18 protein-coding genes and 1 tRNA gene are annotated in these 26,063 nt (G+C 55.8%); 9 read left to right on the top strand and 10 right to left on the bottom strand.

Features of this window, described 5'->3' with window-relative positions:
• Positions 1-106 precede the first annotated feature (106 nt).
• Complete coding sequence (locus H151_RS0110375) at positions 107-895, top strand: hypothetical protein (RefSeq protein WP_019961598.1); 789 nt, start codon at positions 107-109, stop codon at positions 893-895.
• Positions 896-990: 95 nt separating this feature from the next.
• The gene (locus tag H151_RS0110370) at positions 991-1,791 is read left to right on the top strand and encodes a hypothetical protein (protein ID WP_019961597.1); all 801 of its coding nucleotides are present in this window, start codon (positions 991-993) and stop codon (positions 1,789-1,791) included.
• A gap of 52 nt (positions 1,792-1,843) precedes the next feature.
• Here H151_RS0110370 and H151_RS0110365 read toward each other — a convergent pair whose 3' ends face one another.
• The 7 genes from H151_RS0110365 to H151_RS0110335 all read right to left on the bottom strand — a co-directional run bounded on the left by H151_RS0110365 (position 1,844) and on the right by H151_RS0110335 (position 11,309).
• Positions 1,844-3,016: an isovaleryl-CoA dehydrogenase gene (locus tag H151_RS0110365; protein WP_019961596.1), complete on the bottom strand. Its 1,173-nt coding sequence runs from the start codon at positions 3,014-3,016 to the stop codon at positions 1,844-1,846.
• A 76-nt stretch (positions 3,017-3,092) separates the two neighbouring features.
• Positions 3,093-4,199, bottom strand: a complete 1,107-nt coding sequence (locus tag H151_RS16165; protein WP_019961595.1) for a serine hydrolase domain-containing protein — start codon at positions 4,197-4,199, stop codon at positions 3,093-3,095.
• 115 nt (positions 4,200-4,314) lie between these two features.
• Positions 4,315-6,876 carry a lysozyme gene (locus tag H151_RS17115; protein ID WP_019961594.1) on the bottom strand — a complete coding sequence of 854 codons (2,562 nt, stop codon included), beginning with the start codon at positions 6,874-6,876 and terminating at the stop codon, positions 4,315-4,317.
• A 64-nt stretch (positions 6,877-6,940) separates the two neighbouring features.
• On the bottom strand, positions 6,941-7,984 hold the full coding sequence (locus H151_RS0110350) for a Kelch repeat-containing protein (protein ID WP_019961593.1): 1,044 nt from the start codon (positions 7,982-7,984) through the stop codon (positions 6,941-6,943).
• A gap of 25 nt (positions 7,985-8,009) precedes the next feature.
• The gene (gene mgtE, locus H151_RS0110345; protein WP_019961592.1) at positions 8,010-9,413 is read right to left on the bottom strand and encodes a magnesium transporter; all 1,404 of its coding nucleotides are present in this window, start codon (positions 9,411-9,413) and stop codon (positions 8,010-8,012) included.
• A gap of 164 nt (positions 9,414-9,577) precedes the next feature.
• Entirely contained in the window at positions 9,578-10,222 is a 645-nt protein-coding gene (locus tag H151_RS16155; RefSeq protein ID WP_019961591.1) for an HD domain-containing protein, read from the bottom strand.
• A 1,002-nt stretch (positions 10,223-11,224) separates the two neighbouring features.
• Positions 11,225-11,309, bottom strand: a tRNA-Leu gene (locus tag H151_RS0110335).
• Between the two features lie 52 nt (positions 11,310-11,361).
• Here H151_RS0110335 and H151_RS0110330 point away from each other — a divergent pair.
• The gene (locus tag H151_RS0110330; protein WP_019961590.1) at positions 11,362-12,003 is read left to right on the top strand and encodes a methyltransferase domain-containing protein; all 642 of its coding nucleotides are present in this window, start codon (positions 11,362-11,364) and stop codon (positions 12,001-12,003) included.
• Here H151_RS0110330 and H151_RS16150 read toward each other — a convergent pair.
• Both H151_RS16150 and H151_RS0110320 read right to left on the bottom strand, forming a co-directional pair.
• Entirely contained in the window at positions 12,000-13,403 is a 1,404-nt protein-coding gene (locus H151_RS16150) for an MATE family efflux transporter (RefSeq protein WP_051088975.1), read from the bottom strand. The genes H151_RS0110330 and H151_RS16150 overlap by 4 nt on opposite strands.
• 173 nt (positions 13,404-13,576) lie before the next feature.
• A complete protein-coding gene (locus tag H151_RS0110320; protein ID WP_019961588.1) occupies positions 13,577-15,874 on the bottom strand; it encodes an NADP-dependent malic enzyme in 2,298 nt (765 codons plus the stop codon).
• Positions 15,875-16,167: 293 nt separating this feature from the next.
• On the opposite strand from H151_RS0110320, the gene H151_RS0110310 reads away from it, so the two are divergent.
• Positions 16,168-16,506: a P-II family nitrogen regulator gene (locus tag H151_RS0110310; protein WP_019961586.1), complete on the top strand. Its 339-nt coding sequence runs from the start codon at positions 16,168-16,170 to the stop codon at positions 16,504-16,506.
• A gap of 55 nt (positions 16,507-16,561) precedes the next feature.
• Here H151_RS0110310 and H151_RS0110305 read toward each other — a convergent pair whose 3' ends face one another.
• Positions 16,562-17,263: a TorF family putative porin gene (locus H151_RS0110305; protein ID WP_019961585.1), complete on the bottom strand. Its 702-nt coding sequence runs from the start codon at positions 17,261-17,263 to the stop codon at positions 16,562-16,564.
• 280 nt (positions 17,264-17,543) lie between these two features.
• Here H151_RS0110305 and glnA point away from each other — a divergent pair, with 280 nt between their 5' ends.
• From glnA to H151_RS0110275, 5 genes are all read left to right on the top strand, one after another.
• Complete coding sequence (gene glnA, locus H151_RS0110295) at positions 17,544-18,947, top strand: type I glutamate--ammonia ligase (protein ID WP_019961583.1); 1,404 nt, start codon at positions 17,544-17,546, stop codon at positions 18,945-18,947.
• A gap of 302 nt (positions 18,948-19,249) precedes the next feature.
• On the top strand, positions 19,250-20,635 hold the full coding sequence (locus H151_RS0110290; protein WP_019961582.1) for an MATE family efflux transporter: 1,386 nt from the start codon (positions 19,250-19,252) through the stop codon (positions 20,633-20,635).
• Positions 20,635-21,063, top strand: a complete 429-nt coding sequence (locus H151_RS0110285) for a glyoxalase superfamily protein (protein ID WP_019961581.1) — start codon at positions 20,635-20,637, stop codon at positions 21,061-21,063. The genes H151_RS0110290 and H151_RS0110285 overlap by 1 nt, the downstream gene beginning before the upstream one ends.
• Before the next feature lie 244 nt (positions 21,064-21,307).
• Positions 21,308-24,763, top strand: coding sequence for an autotransporter outer membrane beta-barrel domain-containing protein (locus H151_RS0110280; protein WP_019961580.1), 3,456 nt, complete (start codon positions 21,308-21,310; stop codon positions 24,761-24,763).
• Between the two features lie 99 nt (positions 24,764-24,862).
• Positions 24,863-26,063, top strand: a 1,201-nt coding sequence (locus tag H151_RS0110275; protein WP_019961579.1) for an IS1182 family transposase, incomplete at its 3' end; no start/stop codon positions are given.

Genomic DNA, 26,063 nt, shown 5'->3' with positions numbered 1-26,063 from the left:
GCGCAAAAAGCGGCTTGACGACAACCTGTAATTGCATATTTTAGAGGCCGGGTGGTGCATCACTTCGGCGAGATCAAACTCGCCATAAAAGAAGGATGGGTGCACTATGCCCAATATTACCTTCCAAGGCGCTCAGCTCGCCGGTTCCAATGCGTGTGGGGCCTATGCCACCACGGCTGCACTTCACGCTTTGAACAATGCCATGAACCCCGTCAATTATGAGATGTTCACTCCAACGCCCCATTTCGGCAGCGATACCTATGGTCTGTTGACCCCTGGGGCTGTGGTCGTGAACCCTGTCCATGCGGGCGCGGTCTCACCCTTTGCCGATATGCTCTATGGCATCACCGGTATTTTGCCCTCACCTTTGCCTGTAACGCCGGTCAACTCCACCCCGGCCACCCAATACCAGCCTGCAAATGGCCCCGGCGTGGTGATCAATGCCAACCAAAAGCTTTCAACGCCTTATTCTATTTGCTCGGCCATTCAACAAACCGCGCCCGGCACCACGGTCACCGTCAATGTCACGACCCAGTGTCAGCGCTTTTTGACCGATTACTTCAACGCCAATGGCGTGCCGGGTCTGTTTGACAGCGAAGCCGGTTTGATCCGCACGCTGGCCAATACCTCCCTTAATCTGCAAGAAAATAGCTACTATCTGCCCAGCAGCTATATCGGCACCAACACCGTTCAAATCGTTCTGGTCGGTCAAGGCGGCATGCCTTCGCACTGGCTGGCCCGCGGCTCTAACGATCTGTGGTATGACCCGGCGTCGGGCAATCCAGGTAATGCCTGGGCATTTGCCGGGCCTAATGTCGACACCCCGCTCAATCCCTTCCCTGCCGCCAATATCGGGGTTTACACCTGGATGGGGCTGTGGATCGAAGTGGCATAAGACCGCTTCGACACCGCGTACACACTGGGGCGGGTCGGCCCTCACATCCATCCTCGCCGAACCTGCCCCTTTTTTTCCAAACCTTGGGGGAAGAGATGAAAGTCGATATCAGCGCGCGCCAACCGGCGCGAACCGTGTGTAGTGGGGCCTATTGCATACTGGCGGGCTTATTGGCCTGGGGTAAACCCTCTACGATCAAACCTAAGCATGTGCGCTATCGCTTACCCCATATCACAGGGGCTGATCTGCATGATGTGCCCTTCAGCTATAATCCCAGCACGGATCAAGACGCAGCGAATGCGTCTGAACAAGCCCATATCTTTTATGGTGCAACAGGTCTTATCACACGCGCACCCTATGATCAGGCCAAGGTCAGCCCAATCGCCACAACCGGTTATGGGATGTTTCAGTATAACGCGGCCAGTGCCGAATATGATCCTCATCGCAATGTACCGCGTCAGGGCCATGAGATGCCCTCAAGCCTTCATGCCCTGTTTAGCGCTTTCAGGCCCAAAGCGCGCGCGAGCTATTTTGTCAGCGATGATTTTGGCGCGCATCTCCATGGCCTAGGCGCGCAAGATCTCTGGGCCGGGGAACGCCATTATTTCAACGCGCACCACATCCCCCAGCGCCATGATGATGCTTGGGTACGCGGGGAAGATAGCCTAGCCCTGCTCTGGACCCTCGCAGATCATCGCAAAACCAGCAGCCCACCCCACCATTGGTGGCTGCTGCATAATAAGGGATTATCGCTTTATGACCCCCAGGATGGGCGCAATGATCATAGCTGGGGCGAACGCAATATTGACCCCCTCACCTATGATCTCAAAACGCAAACCGCCCATGGGCTCAACCTCAACGGCTGGGCGGGGTTTGCGCTGATACTCTGCAAATAAAAAAGCCGCCCTGAAATGAGAGCGGCTTTTTTAAATCAAAGCTTCATCGTGCTTATTTGCTCTCGGCAAATAATTCACGCCCGATCAACCAGCGCCGGATCTCGCTAGTGCCCGCACCGATTTCATAAAGCTTGGCATCGCGCAATAAACGCCCCGTGGGATATTCATTGATATAGCCATTGCCGCCCAGGATCTGGATCGCATCCAGCGCCGATTGCGTGGCGGCTTCGGCGGCGAACAAAATCGCGCCCGCAGCATCTTTGCGGGTGGTTTGTTTGCGATCACACGCTTGAGCCACGGCATAGACATAGGCGCGCGTGGCGTTCAGGCGCGTATACATATCCGCGACCTTACCCTGGATCAGCTGAAACTCACCAATGGCTTGGCCAAATTGCTTGCGCTCATGGATGTACGGCATCACCACATCCATACAGGCCTGCATAATCCCGATGGGACCGGCCGCCAGCACAGCGCGCTCATAATCCAGGCCCGACATCAAAACGCGAACACCGCCGCCGATATGGCCCAGAATATTCTCTTCAGGCACTTCGCAGTCTTCAAAAACCAACTCACCGGTTTCAGAACCGCGCATACCCAATTTGTCGAGTTTTTGCGCGACGGAGAAGCCCTTCATGCCCTTTTCGATGATGAAAGCGGTAATGCCTTTCGAGCCCGCCTCAGGATCGGTTTTCGCATAGACCACCAACACGTCGGCACTGGGACCATTGGTGATCCACATTTTCGAACCGTTCAGGATGTAGCGATCACCCTGTTTCTCGGCCTTCAAGCGCATGGAGACGACATCAGACCCGGCACCGGGTTCTGACATCGCCAGGGCACCAATGTGCGCCCCGCTCATCAATTTGGGCAGATATTTCGCGCGCTGTTCGTCATTCCCGTTGAGGCGCAGCTGGTTCACACACAGATTGGAGTGTGCGCCATAGGACAAACCCACCGAGGCCGAAGCGCGGCTGATTTCTTCCATCGCGATACAATGTTCAAGATAGCCAAGGCCCGTTCCGCCCAGCTCTTCTTCCACGGTAAGGCCCAAAAGGCCCAATTCACCGAGCTGAGGCCACAGATCGCTCGGGAATTCATCCTTTGCGTCAATCTCAGCCGCGCGAGGCGCGATTTTGTCGGCAGCGAAGCTGGCTACGGTATCGCGGATCATATCCGCAGTATCGCCCAGCGCGAAATCAAGGGTGGGATAATGGTTCGAGATCATAGCCTAGGGCAATAGCCACGCCCTCGGCTTTCGTCAAGAGATCACACGGCCCTGATTTCATCGTAAAGACACGAACTCAGCCTCCACAATATAGCTCTTCTGCCATCTCAGCAGCGAAACCCACCATCGTGTCGTAATCTGGTCCTGAATTACTCAATACGATTACACTGCGGTGCTCTTCAGGAAGACGCATCATAAAACTGACGAAGCCTTCTAATCCCCCATTATAAGCGATAACAGGGGTGTTTCGCGCGCCATTACACAAGGGCACATCACCAACAAACCACCCATAGGGCGTCTCGCGATCAAACAATCGCGCCTTGCTGGCTTCACTGACCAATTGAGTCCCGTAAAGCGCCTGGTCTAACTTTAAAAGATCGTGCGCGGTCGAGTATACTGATGCAGTTGCCACGAAGAGATCCATATTGATATAGCCCGACTGCACCCACTCACCGTCTTCTCCACGGACATAGGATTGAGCCAATTGAGGAAGGATCTCTCCATTCACTCGGGTACCAGACGCGTCCATGCCCAACACATCATAAAGGCGCGTTTGTAAGACATCTTCATAGCGTTCACCAGTGACCGCTTCGATGATCTTACCCAGAATAAAATAGTTAGAATTTGAATAGCGACTTTCGCTACCCGGTTCGAAATTCAACGCCATACCCGCAATAATGGCAAGAAAGTCATCATCACGGATGGGGGTGCGAAAACGCCCCTCCATCCAGCCCTCGACTTGAGGGTAATGGGGAATACCCGAGCGATGCGACAATAACTGATGCAAGGTAATGCGGTCTTTATAGGACGCAGGATAATCAGGCAGATAATCCCCTATTACCCCCTCCAAAGACAGCTCCCCGGTCTCAACCAATTGCATGACCAAAATTGCGGTTTGCGACTTGGTCATCGAGGCGATCAAGAATTTAGACTGGGGCGTATGGGCAATAGACCAATTACGGTCAGCCTCACCATATGCGCCTTCATAAAGAACACTGCCATGTTCAGCGACCAACACAACGCCATCAAATTCATGATCGCGGGCATAAGTCGCCCCCGTCTCAGCCAATGCGAGGGATCGCGGGTCTTCACTTTGTGCAAAGGCATCTGGGATATAGGTGAGCCCGATGGCTGTAATCGCCAGAAACGCGCATAGAAATCTCAATCTCAAAACGCTCTGCATAATAATTTCCCCCTCAATCAACTTTGAAAGACGAATTGACCGTCAAGTCAGGCTCAACGCAAGTTACATGTCTTCAACTTTGTGTGTAAAGCACACTTGATAGTGCAAATTTCGCTTAGGTATTTTCGCGATTACCCTTGCGGTCGGTTATGCGTGACAGCAGGAACCAGGCCGAAGACACCACCAAAATAAGGCCCAAAACCAAGGCGGTTGGCCCCACCATCATAAAGCCCTCTTGGGTGTAATAATCCCAATTGGACATGACATCCCAGGCCCCCAGCGCGGCAAAGCCCGCCCCGGCCAACAAAGTCACCCCAAAGATCCAGTCTGGACCATCATGGGCTGAGGCCGCTTCGATCACTTCATCTTCCAAGAACGCATGGGCTTTATCCGCACCACTGATCAATTCAGGGTGCAAATCCTCTTCATCCTCTTGGACGATGGCCGCCATTTCGTCCGCCGCCAGGGCGGTCGCTTCAGCTAAAGGGCGGGTGCTCGCGGCCACCTCCCCACTGAAACCTGCCGCTTGTGCGGGACCGGTGATGTGCTGGGGCGGTTTGGGACGATCCTCATCTAATGAGATGACAATCGGCTCATGAATTTTACGCGCCGCAGGTTCGGCTATCGGGCCAGGGCCTTGGGCGATTTGATCCCCCCGCTCAAGAGCCTCGTCTTCTGCCGGTTCTACGCGCTCTTCAGGGCTCTGGACTTGCGCCTCAGCATCCACATCAGCCACACGCGTTTCTGCCGGTGCCTGAATGTTCAGCGCCTCAACGTCCAGATTAACGCCATGCGTCGTGGTATCGAGGAAGGAATAGCCCAGCTGGCTATGGGTTTCGGGCGCAGCCTCACTGCCGTCTTGAGCGGTCTCTGCGTTGGGCGTTAGCGCTGACAGATCGACGCTGGTCGCAATCTGCGCCGCCATGCGCGCGATCACGGCCTGAACGGCTTCGTTTTGTTGGCGGTGGCGCGCTTCTGCGTCTTCAGGCGAAGACGTGTGAAGCTCGGCTTCAGCCTCAGCCTCCACGGCGAGAGGTGCCGCCTCAGTTTCGCTCTCGGTTTTGGTTTCAGCCTCTGGCGCGATTGTAACGGGCGCAGTCGTCTCGACCGCTTCCACATCAACAAACGCATCACGCTCTAACGCGATATCCGGGCTATCATGGCTTTCAACGCTAAGGGCATGCCCCTCGCGGCCTGCCAGATCGGCTTCCAATTGCGCAAGAGAGGCCTCAATCGCTTCACGCTCGGCATCATCATCATGACGCGCAGGCTCGAGCTCTTCGATATGGGCTTCGATCTCAACCCCTTCGTCCGCCACGACATCACTCAGCGCCGGGGCTGGCGTTTCAACCGCCTCTTGAACGGGGCTGACTTCGGCCGCGTGCTCTACAGCCACAGCGGCTTCAGGCTCAGCCTCGTCGGCTTGCTCTTCACCGGCGGTCACGTCTTCAGCGTCCGCGTGCACGAGGGCTTCAGCAAGATCTTCATCTTCAACTTGGAAGCGCACCAAAGCGGTCTGCGCCTGGGCGAAGGCCATCATCTGCTCGGCCATTTTCGGGTGCAAGCTGGGGGTATTTTCACCGCCCAGGAAAGGCGATGTTTCCGCGCCCGTTAAGCGATCTTCATCGCGCGTGATCTGATCTTCGCCTTCGCCCTGACCTTTATAATAATCAATCGCGGCCCGTTCAGCTTGCGCCTGGGTCTGATAGACTTTGAGCGCTTGTTGATCGAGGCTGGGTGTGTTTTCCCGACCCCACAGGCTCGAGGGGTCATAGTCAGTGACTTGAGCAGGAGCCTCGAGGGGAGCTTCATCAGTCTCTTCAACAGGCCCAGCCTCGACAACCGTGTCTTCAGCATCAATGGCTGCTTCAGCGATAAGCACGTCTTCTGCGAGGCCATCCTCTTGGTCTGGGCTATCTTCGAACGCGATATCGAGATCGACCAGCTGGCCCAGGCGCGGCTCATCCTTGACCGCCGTGTCATTGGCCGCCGCTTCAACGCCTTCACGGGCAGGTGTAGCATCAGCTTCAAGGATGTCGTCAGCCACATCATTGGCCGCGACCAGATCATCATTGGCGATCGGCGCTTCAGTTTGAGCCTCAACGCCTTGAGGTGTCTCGGTTTGAACCGCAGGCGTGGCTTCTACCGGTGCCACGACCGGCGCAGCCACAACGGGTGCGGAATTCGGCGCAGGAACGGGCGCAGACGCCAAAGCGGTCGAGGACTTCAAACCTTTGAGATAAAGCGCTTTTTCTGCAGCCCGGCGCCGGGTCAAGCGCTCAGACACGACCAGACGGCCATCTTGCTCCACCCGGACCCAAGTTTCTAAGGCTGCTGCGGCTTCGCGGTGCTTCTCATCGCGGGCCAAACGCGCCACATCCGAGACTTTAAACGCGCCTGGACGGATCGAGCAGGCAAAGGAGACCAAAGCATCGCGGATCTCAGGGGCCAGGCTTTCACCGACCGCGCTATCAATCGCCTGCTCGGCCTGTAACACATCATAAAGCAATAACAGCTCAGCATCATCGCGGGTAACGCTAACGCCCTCACGTGCGGCAGCTGTATGGCCAAAACCCACGACCCAACGCTTCCCCCGTTTCTGGGCAGTGCCCAAAAACTCCTCATGAGTTTTAATGAGTTCGCGGGCGGCTCGACTTGATTTCAAACGCGGCTTCATGTGTGTCCCGTTCCGGCACAGATTGACAAAATCTTAAAGCCGACGATGCAAGCCCGACGCCGGTTTAACGATTTGCGGTGAAAATATCCACAGATCGCATCGCCGTGAAGGGTGCAAAGAAGCCTGAGCCTGCTCCCCCGCCTATAAGATATAGAGCCTCCCCCACACTCACCGCAGCGGCATCCGTGCGCGGCGTGATCAGGCCAGGCGCACTTTGCCAGTGATCTGCGCCGGGGGCCAGTATGAGATGATCATTTAGCGTGATAGATAAATCTTCATTGCGCCCCCCCATCACATGCAAGGCATTGTTATAAAGCGCGATTGCATGCCCGGCACGGGCCTGAGGTAATGCAGTGCCCAAAGACCATTGGCGCGTTTGCGGATCGTAAACATCAACCCTGGATGTCGCTTTGCCGTTCAATACCCCGCCCAGGATATAAATCTTATCCTGCCAGACAATACCGCCCGCACCGGGTCGGTTCACCTCTTGAGGGGCTTCGATGGCATCCCACAGCTCTGCATCTGCATCAAATTCATAAACACCCGCCTGACCGGCCCCGATGGCATAGAGCTTGTCATTGACCGCCAACAGCGAAAAGGCGGTCTTTGGCCCTGGCATATCGGCTTCGCTGCGCCATTTACCCTCTTCAGGCCCATAGGACCACATGGCGCGGGTCGGCTCGGTGCCTGCGGCTTGCTCTTGAGCGAAGGGGTTCGAGCTTTCTTCTACCTCTTGGGTGTGAAAGCCCCCGGCGATATAGATACGCCCCATAAAGACCGCCATGCCAAAGCGCTCCAGCCCCTCAGGCAAGGAATCAAGATTGCGCCAGCGCCCCAGTTCAGGATCGAAGACGGTGAATTCATCGCGTGGGGCAACCAGGCCGGCACCCCCCGCAGCATAAATCAGCCCATCAAGGCTCACCGCATTCAGACCCGCGCGCGCTTCAGGTAGGGGCTCACCCATTTGCCACGGGCCTGAGGTGAGACTGAGCTGACCTGCAGGGCCTAAATTCGCAAAGGGATCATCGCTATCTTGCGCGTGACCAACACCAAAAACGGCACCGGCCACTAAGATCAGGGCCACAAGCATACCCATAATCGTTTTCATTATGCCCCCCCTGATCGCTAAGGCTCTACCCTATATTGGGTAGTAAGACCCAGGCCCCAAGCCCCAGGAAAACAAAAAATCCGACCACATCGGTTACGGTCGTCACAAATACCGAAGACGCCACCGCCGGGTCAGCGCCAAAATGTTTCAAGGCCACCGGGATGGCAATGCCCGCCAGGCCTGCACAGGAGAGATTAACCACCATCGACACAGCAATAACCCAAGCCAAGTCAAAGCTTTGAAACCAGATCACGGCCACTATCGCCATAACGATGGCGAAGATAAGGCCGTTCAAAATTCCTGTGGCCACCTCGCGCCAGATCACACGGCGGGTATTGCTGGAGGTTAGATCGCGCGAGGCCAGCGCCCGCACCGCAACGGTCAGCGATTGCGTACCGGCATTCCCCCCCATCGAGGCGACAATCGGCATCAAAACCGCCAAAGCCACCAATTGGCTGATCGCCTGATCAAACAGCGCAATAACGCCTGACGCCACCACGGCCGTCAGCAAATTGACAAACAGCCACGGCGCGCGCGAACGCACCGAGCTTAACACCGTATCGGCCAGACCGGCATCATTCACCCCGGCCAGAGCCAGCAAGTCTTCTTTGTTTTCTTCCTGGATAACATCGACCATGTCATCCACGGTCAACATACCGGTCAACCGCCCCGCATCATCCACCACCGGGGCCGAGATCAAGTGATATTTTTCAAAGAGATAGGCCGCCTCTTCCTGATCATCTTCCGGACGGATCACCACATGAGGCGCTTCCATCAAGACCTCCAAACGCGTTGAGCGTGCGGCCCGTAACAGATGGCTGATGGCGATCACACCAATAGGGCGGAAGCTTTCATCGACCACGAAAATTTCAAAAAAGAGATCGGGCAGATCTTCGGCTTTACTGCGCATATGGTCGATGACATCGCCCACGGTCCAGAACAATGGCGCGGCGACGAATTCGCGCTGCATCAAGCGCCCGGCGGTTTCCTCATCAAAGGCGAGCGAGCTTTCCAGGCGCTCACGCTCAGCGTCTGGCACGCCGGCCAGAACCTGCTCGCGCACATCCGGTTCCAACTCCTCGACCATCATGGTCATGTCATCGGAATCCAGCTCCATGATCGCTTCAGCGATATGAGCCGGGTCAAGCACTTCGATAAAGTCAGCGCGAGTATCTTCGGCCAGTTCGGCCAGAACCTCACCGGTCAGAACATCCGGGGCCAGAGCCGCGATCAGTTCTTGTTGCTCATAAGAGAGCTGCTCAAGCAAGTCCGCCGCATCGGCCGGGTGCAAATCGGCAAATAAATGGCGAATAAGCGGCCCATCGCGATCCGCCACAGCACCCGCAACCTCAGCCACCAGCTTCATCGAGACATCACCGGCATTCGTCTCTTCTTCTTGGGCTTCAGGGGCGCTGGCCAGATGCTCCATGTGGGCTCCTTGTGAACGATGAGACGGGGATGGGTGATGACGCTTTACCCTAATGCGAGTGCGTCAAAAAAGCGAGATAACATTATGCGATGATATGTTGAAACCCATAAAAATCCGATAGGTTCCAACATTATTTAAAGATCCAGGGTAAAGCCGTCCCTCGCCTAAACGGTGTTTAGAAGCGACAATTCTCGCAGGATATTCGCGTGGGCCTGATCATCCAAAGCGGTAAAGGGTGCGGTCAGAAAAATGGAGGGCTTTTGCAAGGTCGGTTCTAAAAACAGAGCCATACGGCCTTGGCGATACATCTCCTCGCCATAGATGGGGACATATTCGGCGCGCACGGCTTCAAGGTAACGCGCATAGACCGGCCAAGGCTGGCCCATAATGGCCATATCAAGATCGATGACCAGATTGGTATCGCTCCAGGGTGTCGCGACATGGCGCTGGGTGGCTTCGATCGTGCGCTGGGCCTGGATCAATACCTCCCCATCTATATATTCGCCCAGCATTTCAGCCAACAAAAGCGCGCTCTGATGCTCATTATCAAACTTGGCTACATCATAGATCACATCATGAAAGACGATGGCCAAACGCACTGCATCCCAATTTTCAAAGTGATCCCGCAAATCACGCGCGCCCTCAAGCAGGCTGACGATATGGCGAAGCGTATGATAATGGCGGTGCGGTTCAGCATAATGGGTGCGCACACTTTGGGCGCAGGCCGTTGCCAAGTCAGCCTCTAAGGCGAGATCGCGGGCCAGCGCTGTCCACGCGGCATCAAAGCGCGCGATGACATCTTCACTCATAGCGTTCCCCTCTAGGCTCACGCACTTTAGGAAGGTTGGACATCCCTTACAAGCCATTAGACAATCAGAGCCTGCCACCGCGAAGCGAGGATGACAAACAATAACACGCCCCCTCCGGTCCTGTCGGACCACCTCCCCCGCTTTGCAGGGGAGGACATATCGGACGACAGCCCGCAAGGACGAGCGCCCTCAAGTAGGCGATCGCCGATAGGGCATTCTAAGGGTGTCCGCCCGCAGTGAAGCGAGGATTGAAAAATACTCTCACCCCGGACGTGATCCGGGGTCCATGCTGGACGGGTTGAGCTTAGTTCTGGTCAATCAGAATGTGATGCACACTTACGCCAGGGATGCCAGATCAAGTCTGGCATGACAAAACCTCTAAACCAGTCATCCCGGCCTTGAGCCGGGATCTATTGAGCGTGATGGCCATGTTTATAAATCCCGAATGTGCGCTAACGCTTCTACGGGATGACAGATCTTTTTTGCTGTCTATGCGGTGCGCTGAGACTTCACAAAAATCGCCCCCTCCGGTCCTAACGGACCACCTCCCCCGCTTTGCAGGGGAGGACATATCGGGCCAACGGCCCGCAGCAAAGCGAGGATATATATAAAAACGGTCATCCCCGACTTGATCGGGGATCTATGCGCTTTACTGGCAAACTTCATAGGTCCCGGATCTCACTGCGTTCGTCCGGGATGACAATTCTTTTTTATTAGAGAAATGATCAATTTCGGCCATTGGGCCGCAAGCGCTGCCCTCAAGTAGCCGATAGCCGGTAGGGCAAAGAGAAAGCGCCCTCAAGTCGGCGATAGCCGGTAGGGCTTAAAATAGATCGCGCCCGCAGCTTTAGCGGGGATCTTAATTTTTAAGAGAAAAATTGGCACTCATCTTACGGCTAGGCTCGACGCCCTCAGCCTTGAGCGCGTCCCATGTGAGCATCGACCCCAACGCCGAGATCGGCGACAAATGCGGGTCGAGCGCAGCGGGAAATAAGGAAAGAGTGGTGCGGATGGAGGGACTTGAACCCCCACGGGTCGCCCCGCTAGAACCTAAATCTAGTGCGTCTACCAATTTCGCCACATCCGCATGTGGTTTATCTTTCCTATCAATCTTCGCATGAAAGGCAAGATGGACCCGCATGTCAGATACAGTTCCCCCCGCCCCGGATTTTGATGATGACAACCGCGTGCGTTCGGCCGTGGATTGGGAGGCACGCTTTCAAGCGGATGCCACACCATGGGAGCGCAAAAGTGTGCATCCGGCCTTAATGGATGGGCTCAAGCATGGCATATTGAAGCCCACTGAGCGCATACTCTTTCCCGGGTGCGGACGCAGTTTGGAGCCTTTGGCCGCCGCGCAGGCGGGGCTTGATGTGACTGTGCTGGACATGGCCCCGAGCGCGATGGCCTGGCAGCGCGATACATTCACGCAGGGCGGAGTGAGCGCGCACTTTGTCGAAGGCGATGGTCTGACCTGGCGCTCAGATAGCCCCTTCGATCATGTCTATGAGCAGACTTTCCTGTGTGCGCTGCACCCCCATCAACGCCAAGATTATGAACGTGCTGTGAGAGATTGGCTGCGCCCGGGCGGGCAATTATTGGCGCTGTTCATGCAAAAGGAAGAGCGCGGCGGGCCGCCCTATGGCTGTGACATCGCGGCCATGCGTGACCTTTTCTCAGATCAATATTGGTGTTTCCCAGAGGAGGCGGCGCTGCGCCCCTACCCCCATCCGGGACTGAATGACAAAATCGAGTTAGCGGGCGTTGTGATCCGGCGTTAAGCCTCAACGCTTTCGCCTTCACTGGGGGCCGTGGGCGCTGCGGCCTTGCGCTTTCTTTGCGTGGCACTCATGGGCGCAAAGCGCAGCACATAGATGGATGCACCAATACCGGTCAGGGCATTCCCCGCCGCTACGCCATAAATCACGCCGTCAATACCCGTCAGAAACGCGCCCAGCCAAGCCAGCGGCGCGACCAATACCAGGCAGCGCACGAAATTGATCGCAATACCATTGATCGGACGCCCCAGGCCATTGAAGCCCGCGCTTGCCGCCATGGCGATTCCATAGCCGCCCACAGTAATGGGCACGATCGCCCAATAGGTACGAGCCACGTCTTGCGCTTCGACAGCAGGCAACATCAAGCGCGCAATATAGGGGCTGAAAACCCACAGCAAGGCCGCCATCGCCCCTGACCAGGCCGCACAAAAAAGGAAAGCCTTGCGAAAGGATTCGCGTACCCGATCGGTAATCCCGGCCCCGCCATTTTGGCCTGTCAGAATGCCAATGACCGCAGAGAGCGCAAAGAAGGGCACGATGGTGAACATCTCTACCCCGCGCGCAGCGCCAAAGCCCGCAATGGCGGCATCGCCAAACATCGCGGCGGCGGCCGTGGTCAAGAACAGCGCCATCGGATTGATCATGTTGGAGGCTGCCGCCGGGATGCCGACATGGGTGACCTCGGCCCAGTGCTCCAGCATAGGTGCGAGCTTGGGCAGAGCAAGCGAGACCAGTTTTTCCTTGACCAACAAGCCAAACATCAAGCTTGCCGTGATCATGTTGGAAATGACGGTCGCCAAGGCAGCCCCTTGTACCCCCATTTCCGGAAACGGTCCCCAGCCAAAGATCAAAAGGGGATCAAGCGCCATATTTACAAAGGCCGCGACCAGCATCAGCATGCTGGGCCAGAACGAATGGCCCTGGGCGCGCAATACATTCGACGCAATCATAGGCACTACGGCAAATAAGGTTCCGGCGAAATAGATCTGCATGAAATCGCGCACATGCGGCATGACCACGTCGGAGGCCCCCATCAGGCGGAACACCGGATCAATCAGCAAGACCCCAAGAACGGAGACAACAGCCACCACCAGAAAGGCCAAAATCATCGCATCGGTGCACAGGCGCGGAATGGACGCGCCATCTTTACGCCCCGCCGCGCGTGAGACGACAGAAACGGTCCCCGCCCCCAGGCCGATGGAAAAGCTCATAATGAACATGATGACCGGCCAGGCCATTTGCCCGGCGGCCTGTTGGGCCACGCCCAGCTTCCCCATCCAATAGGTATCAATTACCCCGACTGCCATAAAGGCCAGAATGGCGAAACTCATCGGAACGAACAGGCGCAGCATATGGCCGAACACCGGCCCCTGGGTCATATCACTAGTTCTTGCATTCGCCATGTCTCGTCCCCGTCCTTAATCGTTCTGGCACCTTACGCCGCGTCGAAGCGCCGCGCCAGACCATCACACTGCGCCTAACGTAGTCGTGACAATAGTCGCCCTTGGCGTGATGGTGCGTCTTGAACCGGACAAAGTAGGGGCCCCCTCATTCAATTGATAGAGGGGCCAAAGCTTTATGATTTCGAAACCGAAACTTTACGATGGGTCAGGTCAAAGGCCGCCATGCTGGCCAGATTGACAATATCAGAGACACTGGCCCCCAAACGCGCAACCTGCACCGAGCATTCCAGCCCCATCAACAGGCCTTCGATCACAGTGGCTCCCCCTGCGGCCTTTAAAAGACGCGTCGCGATCGAGGCCGAGTGCACCGCCGGCATCACCAGGACATTGGCCGCATCGGTCAAGCGCGAAAAGGGATAAATCTCACGGTGATTAGGGTTTAAGGCCAGGTCCGCAGCCATCTCGCCCTCATATTCGAAGGCCACGCCGCGCGTATCCAAGATATCGACCGCGCGCTGGATTTTCTCGGTTCGCACACCCGGTGGGTTGCCGAAGGAGGAGTATGAGAGGAAGGCGACCCGAGGGATCAGGCCCAGCTTTTGCGCCACCTCTGCCGCACCCATGGCGATATCGGCCAAGGCCTCAGAATCAGGAAACTCGGTCACATTGGTATCACCAATGACCAAGGTGCGCGCGCGCGCCATGGCCACAGAGACCCCCATCAGGCGGGTATGTTGGGCTTCATCCAGAACATGGCGAATGTCTTTCAACACGGTGGTGACATGGCGCGTCACCCCGGTGACCATGCCATCGGCATCGCCAAATTTCACCATACAGGCGGAGAAGACGTTACGATCCTGATTAACCAGACGCTGCACGTCGCGGCGCAGAAAGCCTTTGCGTTGCAAGCGCTTGTAGAGGAAATCGACATAATCAGGATTGCGATCGGACAGACGCGCATTCCAGATTTCAAGCCCGCAATCTTCAAGGCCCAGATCTTTCATATTGGCGCGGGCCACTTCTTCGCGCGCCACCAGAACGGCCTTGCCCAGGCCCTGACTTTGGAAGGCGTGGGCAGCGCGAATAACGCTCAATTCCTCACCTTCAGCAAAGACGATGCGTTTTTGCTCAGGCCGGATAATGTTGGAGATACGCTGCTGCATCGCCGCCGTCGGATCAAGACGGCTCGCCAAGCGATGGCGATAGGCCTCTTCATCAACGATGGGCTTGCGCGCGACGCCGGTTTCAATCGCGGCCTTGGCCACATAGGGCGGCACCCAAGAAATCAGGCGCGGATCAAACGGCGCCGGAATGATGTAATCGCGCCCAAATTTCAGCTGCTTACCTTTGTACGCATTATTGACCTCATCGGGCACATCTTGACGGGCGAGTTCGGCCAGAGCGCGCGCTGCGGCCAGCTTCATTTCTTCATTAATGGTGCGCGCACGCACATCCAAGGCCCCGCGAAAGATATAAGGAAAGCCCAGGACGTTATTGACTTGGTTGGGGAAATCAGAACGCCCGGTCGCGATGATGGCATCAGAGCGCACGGCCTTGATTTCATCGGGCATAATTTCCGGCGTCGGATTGGCCATGGCGAAAATGATCGGATCAGCGGCCATGGATTTCACCATTGAGGGCTTCACAACCCCCGCCGCAGACAGGCCCAGCAGGACGTCAGCATCAACAACCGCCTCGTCCAACGTACGAAGCTCGGTCTCGCGCGCATGCTTGCGCAGGCGATCATGCAGATCATTACGGCCCGTATGCACCACGCCTTCGATATCGACCACCGTGACATGCTCATCGCGCACGCCCATGGATTTGACCAGCTCCAGAACCGAAAGCCCAGCCGCCCCGGCCCCGACCAGAACCAGCTTGATGTCCTCAAACTTACGGTTCGTTAGATGACAGGCATTGATCAGGCCCGCCGCCGCAATGATCGCGGTGCCGTGCTGATCATCATGAAAAACCGGAATATCCAGCTCTTCACGCAGGCGGCGTTCAATTTCAAAGCATTCTGGAGATTTGATATCTTCCAGATTGATGCCGCCAAAGCTGTCACCAAAGCCTTTGACGCAGGCGATGAAGGCTTCGGGATCGGTGTAAGTGATCTCCAGATCGAAAGAATCAATATCGGCAAAGCGCTTGAAGAGGACGGACTTACCCTCCATCACCGGCTTAGAGGCCGCCGCGCCCAGATTACCTAGCCCCAGAATGGCCGTCCCGTTAGAGACCACCCCAACCATATTCCCCTTGGAGGTATAATCATAGACCGCATCGGGGTCTTCAGCGATCGCGCGCACCGGTGCCGCCACACCGGGTGAATAGGCCAGCGCCAAATCGCGCTGGGTCGCCATCGGCTTGGTCGGGTGCAGCGCCAGCTTGCCCGCAGGTTCAGCGCGGTGCAGCTCCAACGCATCTAGATCGGTTTGGCTGAGTTTGGGACGCTCGGTGGGGGTATCGCTCATGAGGGTATCGGCTCGGAACAGGGTAGAAAGATAAAAGCGGACTTCAGAGGGCTATAACCGATCTTAAGCGCTTTGTGGGGAGATCTGATCAAAATCTTTGGCTGTGATGCAGCTTGGATTGCGCAGCTAACCCTTGCATAGTCCCATTTGGCGAAGAATGCGTCATATTTGTGCATGAACGCCCCCCATCGCGACATAAGTGATTTTTCCCTTATCGGATACAGACAAGACGCTAGGCGATTGGGGCCAAATACGCCTAGTTTTGCCTCAAGGCTCTGCGGGAGTATCGAGAGATGAAAAAAATCGAAGCGATCATCAAGCCGTTCAAGCTCGATGATGTTAAAGAGGCCCTGCAAGATATCGGTCTGCAAGGTCTGACCGTGACCGAGGCCAAGGGCTTTGGTCGGCAAAAAGGCCATACCGAGCTTTATCGTGGCGCAGAATATGTCGTGGACTTCCTGCCCAAGATCAAAATCGAGCTAGTGGTTCCCGATCAACGTGTCGAAGCCGTCATCGAAGCGATCCAGACCGCCGCGGCCACAGGCCGGATCGGGGACGGGAAAATCTTCGTCCTACCGGTTGAAAACGCCATCCGCATTCGCACCGGGGAAACCGGCGACGACGCGCTTTAAACCTTCAAAGACACAAAAAAGCCCCGGCCAGACCGGGGCTTTTTTATATCCTGAATTAGAGACTTTTCTTCAGGCTCACCACGATGGTTTCGTCTGACAAATCATCATCTTCACTGGTGTCGATATAGGTCAAAGACCAATCCACACCAAAGGCCGCCGCGCCCACACCCAGGTGCCAGTCAATCTTGTCATCGCCATCACTGTCGATGTCACCAAAGGCACCACTTTCATACCCGACCCCGCCAAGCAAGCTAAAGCCGCTTTCACCCAGCGGCGCTTCAGCCGAGTAGTACACATAAAAATTATCTTCATCGTTGAGATTGTCTTGCTCAGGTGCCCAAGCGATCCCAACCGTATTGGCAAGCATACCGGTATTCATGCCGACATGGGCCAGAAACTCATAGTATGAGGTATCTTCACTGCCGGGATAAAGATAAAGGATCGCGCCGACACCATAGCTGAACCCTTGGGCTTCACCGCTATAATTGGCATAAAGATCCAGCTCGACTTCGGAATTATCGATCTGGTCAATGCTGGACGCCCAGGTGCCAACGGCAAAGCCATTGCCGAAATCAGCGTCCAGCCCGCCTTGAATGGCGAAAATCTCATCGCTAAGGGACACACCGCGGAAGCGATAATCGCTGACCAATCCGACATTGCCGGACACCTCTTGTGCGCGCACTTGTGCACTGATGCCCAGCGCCAGAACACATACACTCATACCCATAAGGGAAACTTGACCAAAACCAGCCCGCATCTATGCCTCCTGCATATTTTTTGCGGACAATTTTGTCCGCCCCAGCTACCATCAGATTGCATCTTCACCGAACTTGGTTACGCATTCGCTAACCATGTTCATTTTACTCCGCACTTGCCCATCATTCAGGCATTCATGCTGCCCAGACGGGCAAACTGCCTGAAACCTCTCCCCTCGCCCCGCGTGCACCTTGCGCGCGGAACCCAGTGTGTTTGAAACCTGTTTTCGTATCGTCACACGCGCTTGATCGCGCATCTTGCTGAACCAGAGGAATAGCCCCATGTCCGACGACCTTCTCAAACGCATTCATGATGAAGACATTGATTATGTGGACCTGCGCTTTACCGATCCGCGCGGGAAAATGCACCATGTGACCTTTGACAAGTCGATGGTGGATGAAGACTTCTTTGAAGAAGGTCAGATGTTTGACGGCTCATCCATCGCCGGATGGAAAGCCATCAACGAGTCTGACATGGTCATGAAGCCCGATCCGAAAACGGCCGTGCTTGACCCCTTCTGCCAGCAAAATACGCTCGCCATCATGTGTGACATCCTCGATCCTTCAACGGGTGAGGATTACAACCGCGATCCCCGCTCGACCGCGAAAAAGGCTGAGCTGTTCATGGCCGCCTCTGGCATTGGCGATACGGCCTATTTCGGCCCAGAAGCCGAGTTCTTTGTGTTTGACGATGCACGCTGGACAACCAAGGGCGAACATACGGGCTACGCCATTGATTCAGAAGAAATGCCACACAATTCCTGGACCGAAATGGAAGGTGGCAATCTGGGCCACCGTCCGGGCGTTAAAGGCGGGTATTTCCCTGTTGGTCCGGTCGATTCGGGTCAGGACATGCGCTCTGAAATGCTCTCTGTGATGACCGAGCTGGGTCTGGAACCTGAAAAGCATCACCATGAAGTGGCTCCGGCTCAGCATGAATTGGGTATGAAATTCTCCAGCCTCACCACCATGGCTGACCGCATGCAGCTTTATAAATACACCGTGCATATGGTGGCGGCGGCCTATGGCAAGACCGCAACCTTCATGCCCAAGCCGATGTTTGGCGATAACGGATCTGGCATGCATGTTCACCAGTCAATTTGGAAAGACGGCAAGCCTTTATTTGCGGGTGATCAATATGCAGGCCTGTCTGAAACCTGCCTGCACTATATCGGCGGTATCATTAAGCACGCGCGCGCCATCAACGCCTTCGCCAACCCGGCCACCAATTCGTATAAGCGCCTGGTTCCAGGCTTCGAAGCGCCGGTCCTGCTCGCCTATTCGGCCCGCAACCGTTCAGCCTCGATCCGTATTCCCCATGTCAGCTCACCTAAGGCCAAGCGGATCGAAACCCGCTTCCCGGACCCAGCGGGCAATCCATATCTGACCTTTGCCGCGCTGTTGATGGCCGGTCTGGATGGGATTGAAAACCGCATTCATCCCGGCGAAGCGATGGATAAGGATCTTTATGATCTGCCACCGGCTGAGCTGAAAGACATCCCAACGGTTTGCCGTTCGCTGCGTGAAGCCATGGAATCGCTCGACCGTGATCGTGACTTCCTGAAAAAAGGCAATGTCATGGATGATGATCAGATCGATTCTTACATCGAGCTGAAAATGAAAGAGGTTCTGCGTTACGAGATGCATCCGCATCCTGTTGAGTTTGACCTCTACTATTCTTGCTAATAGACTTTATGGCGTGAGAAGGATGGATCTTCGTCCTTTCGAACGCTCCATGGATACGGCTCGCGATCCCGAATCGCGGGCCGTTTTCATTTGAATATTTAGAATAATCCTTGCACAGCGCACCTTGACGTCCCATCCCGCCTGGCTTAGGAGCTGGGCCAGGCTACAGACGCCCGCCGCCCGCGGACCTTCGGTCTTGGTGAAGTTCTGTCTTTTGAACATGTCTTTTGTCTTCGCGATGATCGCGTGGATGGTAATGCGGGTGACTATCCCTTGATGCGATACGCTAGAGGATATGGGACATGACGACCCACCCGGAATCTCGATTTACCCATGGCCCTTTGGGTCCGGTATACATACGCACAGCCTTACCCATCATCTTGGTGATGAGCCTGAATGGTATGCTATCGCTCGCCGATGCGCTGTTCTTAGGTCATTTTGTCGGCGCTGACGCGCTCAGCGCCGTAACTTTAATCTTTCCCATCCATATGGGCGTCATCGCGCTTTCAACCCTGACATCCAGCGGGATGTCGAGCCTGATCGCGCGCCAGCTAGGCGCAAGAGACTTTGAAGGTGCCAACACCACCTTTGCCAGTGCCCACGCCTTGGCGCTGACCTTATGCCTTAGCCTGATCGTGGTCTTTGTGATCGCCGGTGCGCCCTTTGTGCGCTTCGCCGCCCATGGCGCAGATGAATTAGGCGAAATGGCCCTGACCTATCTGCGCATTATGATCTTGGGCTCCCCCTTGATGTTCATGCTCAGCCTACATGGCGATGGCCTGCGCAATGAAGGCCGTGTCGCCTTGATGGCCGGGCTGTCGGTTCTGGTCTCGCTCGCCAATATTGGTTTTAACTGGATATTGATTAGCGCGCTGAAGCTGGGCGTGGCGGGATCAGCCTATGGCACCCTTCTCGCCCAGGCGCTCGCCTTCGCTCTGGTGATTTTTTACCGGCTGCGCGCGGGCAGCGTGCTGAAGCTTCCCACAACACTCAGCGCCGATTGGCGTGACCACTGGGGCCGTATTCTGGCTTTAGGGGCCCCGCAAAGCCTCAACTTCATTGGCCTCGCGCTCAATTCCATGGCGATTATGCTGGCATTGCAATGGAGCCAGACACCCCATTATGCGGCCAGTGTTGCGGCCTATGGGGTGATTACCCGCATCACCACCTTCCTCTATCTACCTTTGCTCGGCCTTTCCCAGGCGATGCAAACCATTACGGGGCATAATTATGGGGCTGGGTTCTATGAGCGCTCTCGCGCCAGCTTAAGGACAGCCCTTCTCAGTGCCTTGGTCTTCTCGACCCTGGCTCAAGGCGTTTTGACCCTTTTTGCCGAGCCTATCGGCGCGCTCTTCGTAAGTGACCGCGCCGTCATCCAGGAAGTCGCCCGCATCTTGCCGGTGATGATCGCGCTCTTCTGCCTTAATGGCCCACTGGTGATGGTGGGCATGCATTACCAAGCCATCGGTAAGGCTGGCTATGCCGCCCTCCTCCTCTTGATCAAGCCCTACGCTTTGGCCTTGCCTTTGGTCTTCCTCTTGATGGCCTTGATGGGCGAGATCGGCATTTGGTGGTCAGGCCCAGCCAGTAATGCCGGCCTTTTGCTCATCACCCTCTATGTGCTTTGGAAAACCGCCCCGCCAGGATTTGATGTCAAACACTGGATCACAATGAAGGGGGGCCGCTGATGAATACGTCACTTTCCCCGCTCGACGCAGCCAAGCAGGCCGCCCGTGATTTGCGCCAAGCCTTATCGGATGCTGGCACAACCATCAGCCACAGTCAGGCTTTGGAAGTATTGGCCAAAAACCACGGCTTTGCCGACTGGAACACCTATTGCGCCGCCTTAAAAGCGCAAGAGCGTGCCTGGGCCAAGGGTGATCGGGTCAAAGGTCAATATCTGGGCCAAGACTTTATCGCGACGATCCACACGGCCATAGAGGTTGAACCCGGCTGGTATCAAATCGCCTTGGATTTAGACCAGGCCGTCGATGTCGTGACGTTTGAGAGCTTTTCTGCGTTTCGAAAGCGCGTTCAAGGCTTAATCGGACCCAAAGGACATTCTAAATCCCATACCTCGAATGGCAAACCCGTCCTCACCCTGGTTCGGCTCTAATGCATAAGGTTCGGGAGGGACTTTCCTCTCGAACCTCTTCAATTGTGGCCAAAGGCCCTGGTGGCCGGCTCAGAATATGGCGCAAACATGGCCAAAGCCGGGCCAAGACCCGGCCTTTTCTTTAATTTTCGATGTTTTACAGTCCAAAGGCGGTTTCTGCGCTCGACGCGGCTGGTTCCATTCGTTAAAACGAGCCGATACGAGTCCGGTTATTAACCGGAGCCCAGTGTTCGGAGGGGACTTCATGCGCCAACGCCTTTTTGCCGCCGCATCCTTGGCTGCCTTATTGGCTTCACCTGCTCTTGCGGATCAAACCGTTGGTGACACACGCAATTCTCCAATAACAACGGCGAATGCTGACGGCAATAACAATGCCGACAATATCGTCATCAATGGCTCTGGCCGGGTGACCCTGGAAAACAATACCGGCCCGGCAGTTGTTTTAAATTCAAACAACACCGTCAAAATGGAAGCCAATTCACAGATCAATGTGAACAACCAAAGCAATGCGATTGGCGTTGAGCTTCAAGGCGGAAATACCGGTAATTTTGACCAAAGCGGTGCAATTAATCTCAATGATGATTATGTCGCTAAAGCCTCCGCCGATGATGGTGCCCCTGGTGAAGGTGATCGCTATGATTCCAATCGCGATGGTGTCATCAATACGGATGATAAATTTGACACCGAAGTTGATGGCGTCTTCTCTGAGGAACGTAACAAAACCGCGATCTTGGTATCTGGCACGACTCCCTTTGTTGGTAACATCACACAGGATTCATCCTCTCGCATTTCGGTTGAGGGCCAAGATTCGTACGGCATTCGCGTTCAAGCCCCTGTTACAGGCAATATCACTTTGGCCGGCGGCAACACCATTGTGGGTGAAGACTCGCGCGGGCTTTCGATTGAAAATAGCGTTTCAGGCAATGTCTCCGTAGGGGGTACCTTGCGCGTAACCTCGCCACGTAATGCGGGTGAGACCGGGGCTCAACGCGGTGAAGGCGTCTATGTTGATGGGGATATCGGCGGTGGTTTGCGCTTTACCGGGAATGTCGCCGTTTCTGGTTATCGCATTTCGCAACGTTCGCTTGAAGCCAGCATGCGTTTGCTGGATAAAAACGATGATGACATCAATGGTGGCACGGCCGTGCTTATCCAAGGCAGCATTCAAAATGGTGTCTTCGTCATTGGCTCACATGCTGACGACAAAGACACGGCAGATATTAATGAAGCGCAAAATGGGGCCTCGATCACCGCGCGTGGTGAAGCGCCTGCGCTAGAAATTCGTCCGGGTGAAGATGCCACCGGTGATGTTGTTATCGGCCAGGTCAATCTCGAAGCTGAATTTGATCGCAATCATTATGCCGGTGCAACGCTGGATTATGGCGTGGTCAATGATGGCCTTATTCAAAGCGAGGGCCTGTTTGACGGTAAAAACACCACTGCCGTCTTAATTATGGGGCGCACCGTAACGGGCCCAACGACCACTGAAGTACGCGCCGTTATCGTTCAAGGTGGCTTCCAGAACACAGGAACGGTCCTGGCAACATCTTATGAAGGTGATGCGCAAGCGGTTGTGATTGGCGAACACGCTCAAGTCGCCTCACTCAATAACTCAGGCACAATTCGAGCGACGACCAGCCTGGGCTATGCCAATGACGGCTTCAACGATGTCGACAATTCGGTCAATAAAACAGATAACAAAATGGCCCCCGGCCTTCCCGGTTGGGACGAGCGCATGGCCAACGAAGCCAACGCCATCGTTATTCGTGCTGGATCTGATATTGAACGTATATTGAATGACGGGACGATCGCGGCCACTATTGCGCGCGCAGGATCGGCCCGTGCGATTGTGGTTGAAAGCAACTCACTCAGTGAGTTGACGAATACCGGTACCATCAGCGCAGGCGTGACAGCGCTTCCTCTGGACCTTTATGACGCAGACGGCGATGGCATTACCAACGAAATCCACCCTGATGCCAAGGTCGAGAATTATACCCGTGTTGCCATTGACGCCTCAGCGCAAACCACCGGCCTGACGATCACCCAAAATGATGCAGTCACGACCGACACAAAAGTTCCTGCGATTGTCGGCGATATTCGCTTGGGTTCAGGCGATGACATTCTAGATATACGCGCAGGTTCCATCACCGGCGATATTCAATTCGGTGACGGCCACGACCAGCTCCTGTTATCGGGCGGCGCGGCGCTGAAGGGTGATATCGACGATAGCGATGGGCAGTTGGATGTCACGGTTGGTGATGCCACTTTGACCCTCAGCGGTCGCGACAATCTTGAACTGTCCAACGCCACCTTCCAAGATCAGGCAGTCTTGGATGTTACGCTGAATAAAGACACGGCACGCGTGGGTGACGCCGGCGCAACGGCCTTCGTTAATGCCTCTGGCAATGTGACGTTCCAAAACGGGTCTGACCTGGCTGTCAGCTTGGACGATTTGATCGGGTCCAACGGCACTTATGACATCATCACTGCGGGGACTTTGACGGTAGAGAATGAAGAGACTGTCTTCATCGCCACCGAAACCCCTTACCTCTATGATGTTAAGCTTGAGCGCAATCCCGACAATGCCAACTCCATCCGCTTGACCCTTAGCCGTCGTAGCGCAGAAAATATGGGGATGAGCACGAACCAGGCGGCGGCCTATGATGCTGCCTTCACCGCGATGAGCGCCTCAGAAACCCTCAGCTCTGCTTTTGCCGCGATCAAAGAAGCCAATGCCTTCTTCGAAGCCTATAACCAATTGCTGCCAGAATATGCCGCCAGCGGCATCCAATTTGCTTTGGCCTCTAATGATGCCTCTGCAGGGGCTTTGCAATCGCGCCTGCGTAATGCACGCCTGGCCCCTGATGCAATGGCGGGTCTGTGGGTTGAGCAGTTTGGTTATTATGCGGACCGTTCCGGCTCTGCCCTGGCGGAAGGCTATCGCGGTCATGGCGTGGGTCTGGCGATCGGCTTTGACCGCCCCATCGGGCCTTTCTATGCGGCCGGTGTTAATCTGGTCGGTGCGGCCAGCGAAGTTCAAGAAGTCAACGGCGTAGATGAGCCTTTCGTGACCATCACAGGTCAGGTTGGGGCCTATGCCGCAGCTGACGTCGCTGGATTTGATGTATCCGGCTATGCCGGGATCGGCTTTGATAGCTTTGAATCAGAGCGCCGGATCAAAATCGGCAATTTCGATCAACGCGCCACCGCCGATTGGACGGGCTGGCATGGTGTTGCTGCCTTGCAAGCCGGGCGTGATTACAATTGGGGTAAATGGGTTTTACGTCCAGAATTGGGTGTAACTTACCTGACCCTGTTCGAAAGTGGCTTTACCGAGAATGACAAAAACTCCGGTATTGGCTTGATCGTTGATGATCGCGAGTCCACCAGCTTCACCGGTGGGGCCAGCTTTACCCTCGCGCGTAAGTTTGAGAACGCCAATAGCTGGTGGATGCCAAGCTTGCGCGTAGGATATCGTCATGAGTTTGGCGATGAAGTCATGGAAACGACGGCGCGCTTTGGTAAAGACGGTAATCCGTTTAGCCTGAAGTCGGAACAATTGCCGGGCAGCGGCTTGCTGATCGGCCTGGGCCTGTCGGCGGGCTCTGACTACACCACCTTCACCTTGGGCTATGACGCGGATGTGCGCGAAGACTTCATCCGTCACGTCGCACGCTTTGTTCTGCGCATGACCTTCTAAGGGATACGCCTTTAAATGAAAGAAGCCGGGTCTAGAGGCCCGGCTCAGACTGCTGACAAACCCCTGGCCTTTGCCGGGGGTTTTTGATTCATTGGTTTCATGTTGAAGAAACCCTCCCCCCAGCAGACCGCTTTTGAGCTGGTCAGTCTCGAGAGTTTGGTTCCCAGCGATCACTTGCTTCGCAAGATCGACGCGGTGATCGACTTTTCGTTCATCCATGATCGCGTTGCGGGACTTTACTGCCCCGACAATGGCCGTCCGCCGCTGGATCCGACGCTGATGTTCAAGGCTTTGTTCATCGGTTATCTGTTTGGCATCCGCTCGGAGCGCCAGCTGGTTCGAGAGATAGAAGTCAACGTGGCTTATCGGTGGTTCCTGCGGCTGAATCTGAGCGACAAGGTGTTCGATGCCTCGACGCTGAGCCAGAACCGGCGGCGGCGTTACAACGACGCGAGCGTGGCCCAGGACATCTTCGACCATATCGTGAGCCAGGCGATCACCCACAAGCTTGTCGACGGCACGGTGCTCTATACGGATTCCACGCATCTGAAGGCGAATGCCAACAAGGGCAAATACGATCTGGCCCAGATCGAGAAGTCCCGTGTCGACTATTGGGCGGATCTGGACAAGGCCATCGAGGCGGAGCGCAATCTGCACGGCCAGAAGCCGCTGAAGGAGAAGGTCCGGGAGCCGCAAGTGAAGGAGACCAAGGTCAGCTGCACCGATCCCGACAGCGGCTACATGGTGCGCGAGGGCAAGCCCAAGGGCTTCTTCTATCTCGATCACCGCACGGTGGACGGTCGGCTGGGGATCGTCACGGACACCTTTGCCACACCGGCCAATGTGCATGACAGCATCGTTTATCTCTCCCGGCTGGATCGCCAGCGCCAGCGCTTCGACTTCAACGTGAAGGCGGTTGGGCTTGATGCGGGCTACGCCACAGCGGGCATCGCCAAGGGGCTGGAGGAGCGGGACATTCTGGGGGTGACCGGTTACCGCAGGCCAGCCCCGCCGAAGTCTGGCATGATGCGCAAGTCAACCTTCACCTATGAGGAGCAGGCCGACGGCTATCGCTGCCCGCAAGGCCAGTTGCTGACCTATGCTACTACGGATCGCAACGGCTACAAGCACTACCGCTCCGATCCGGCCATTTGCAGAACCTGCCCGCTTCTGGCCTCTTGTACCTCCAATGCGAAAGCGGAACGGACCCTGACCCGCCATGTCTGGCAGGACGCCCGCGAGCGGACCGATGCCCATCGCCTGACGCCCTGGGGCAAGGCTATCTACAAACGCCGAAAGG

The organism is Woodsholea maritima DSM 17123 (assembly GCF_000382325.1).
Taxonomy (GTDB): domain Bacteria; phylum Pseudomonadota; class Alphaproteobacteria; order Caulobacterales; family Maricaulaceae; genus Woodsholea; species Woodsholea maritima.
The sequence above is the reverse complement of the archived record's forward strand: the minus strand, read 5'-3'. Positions and strand labels throughout refer to the sequence as shown.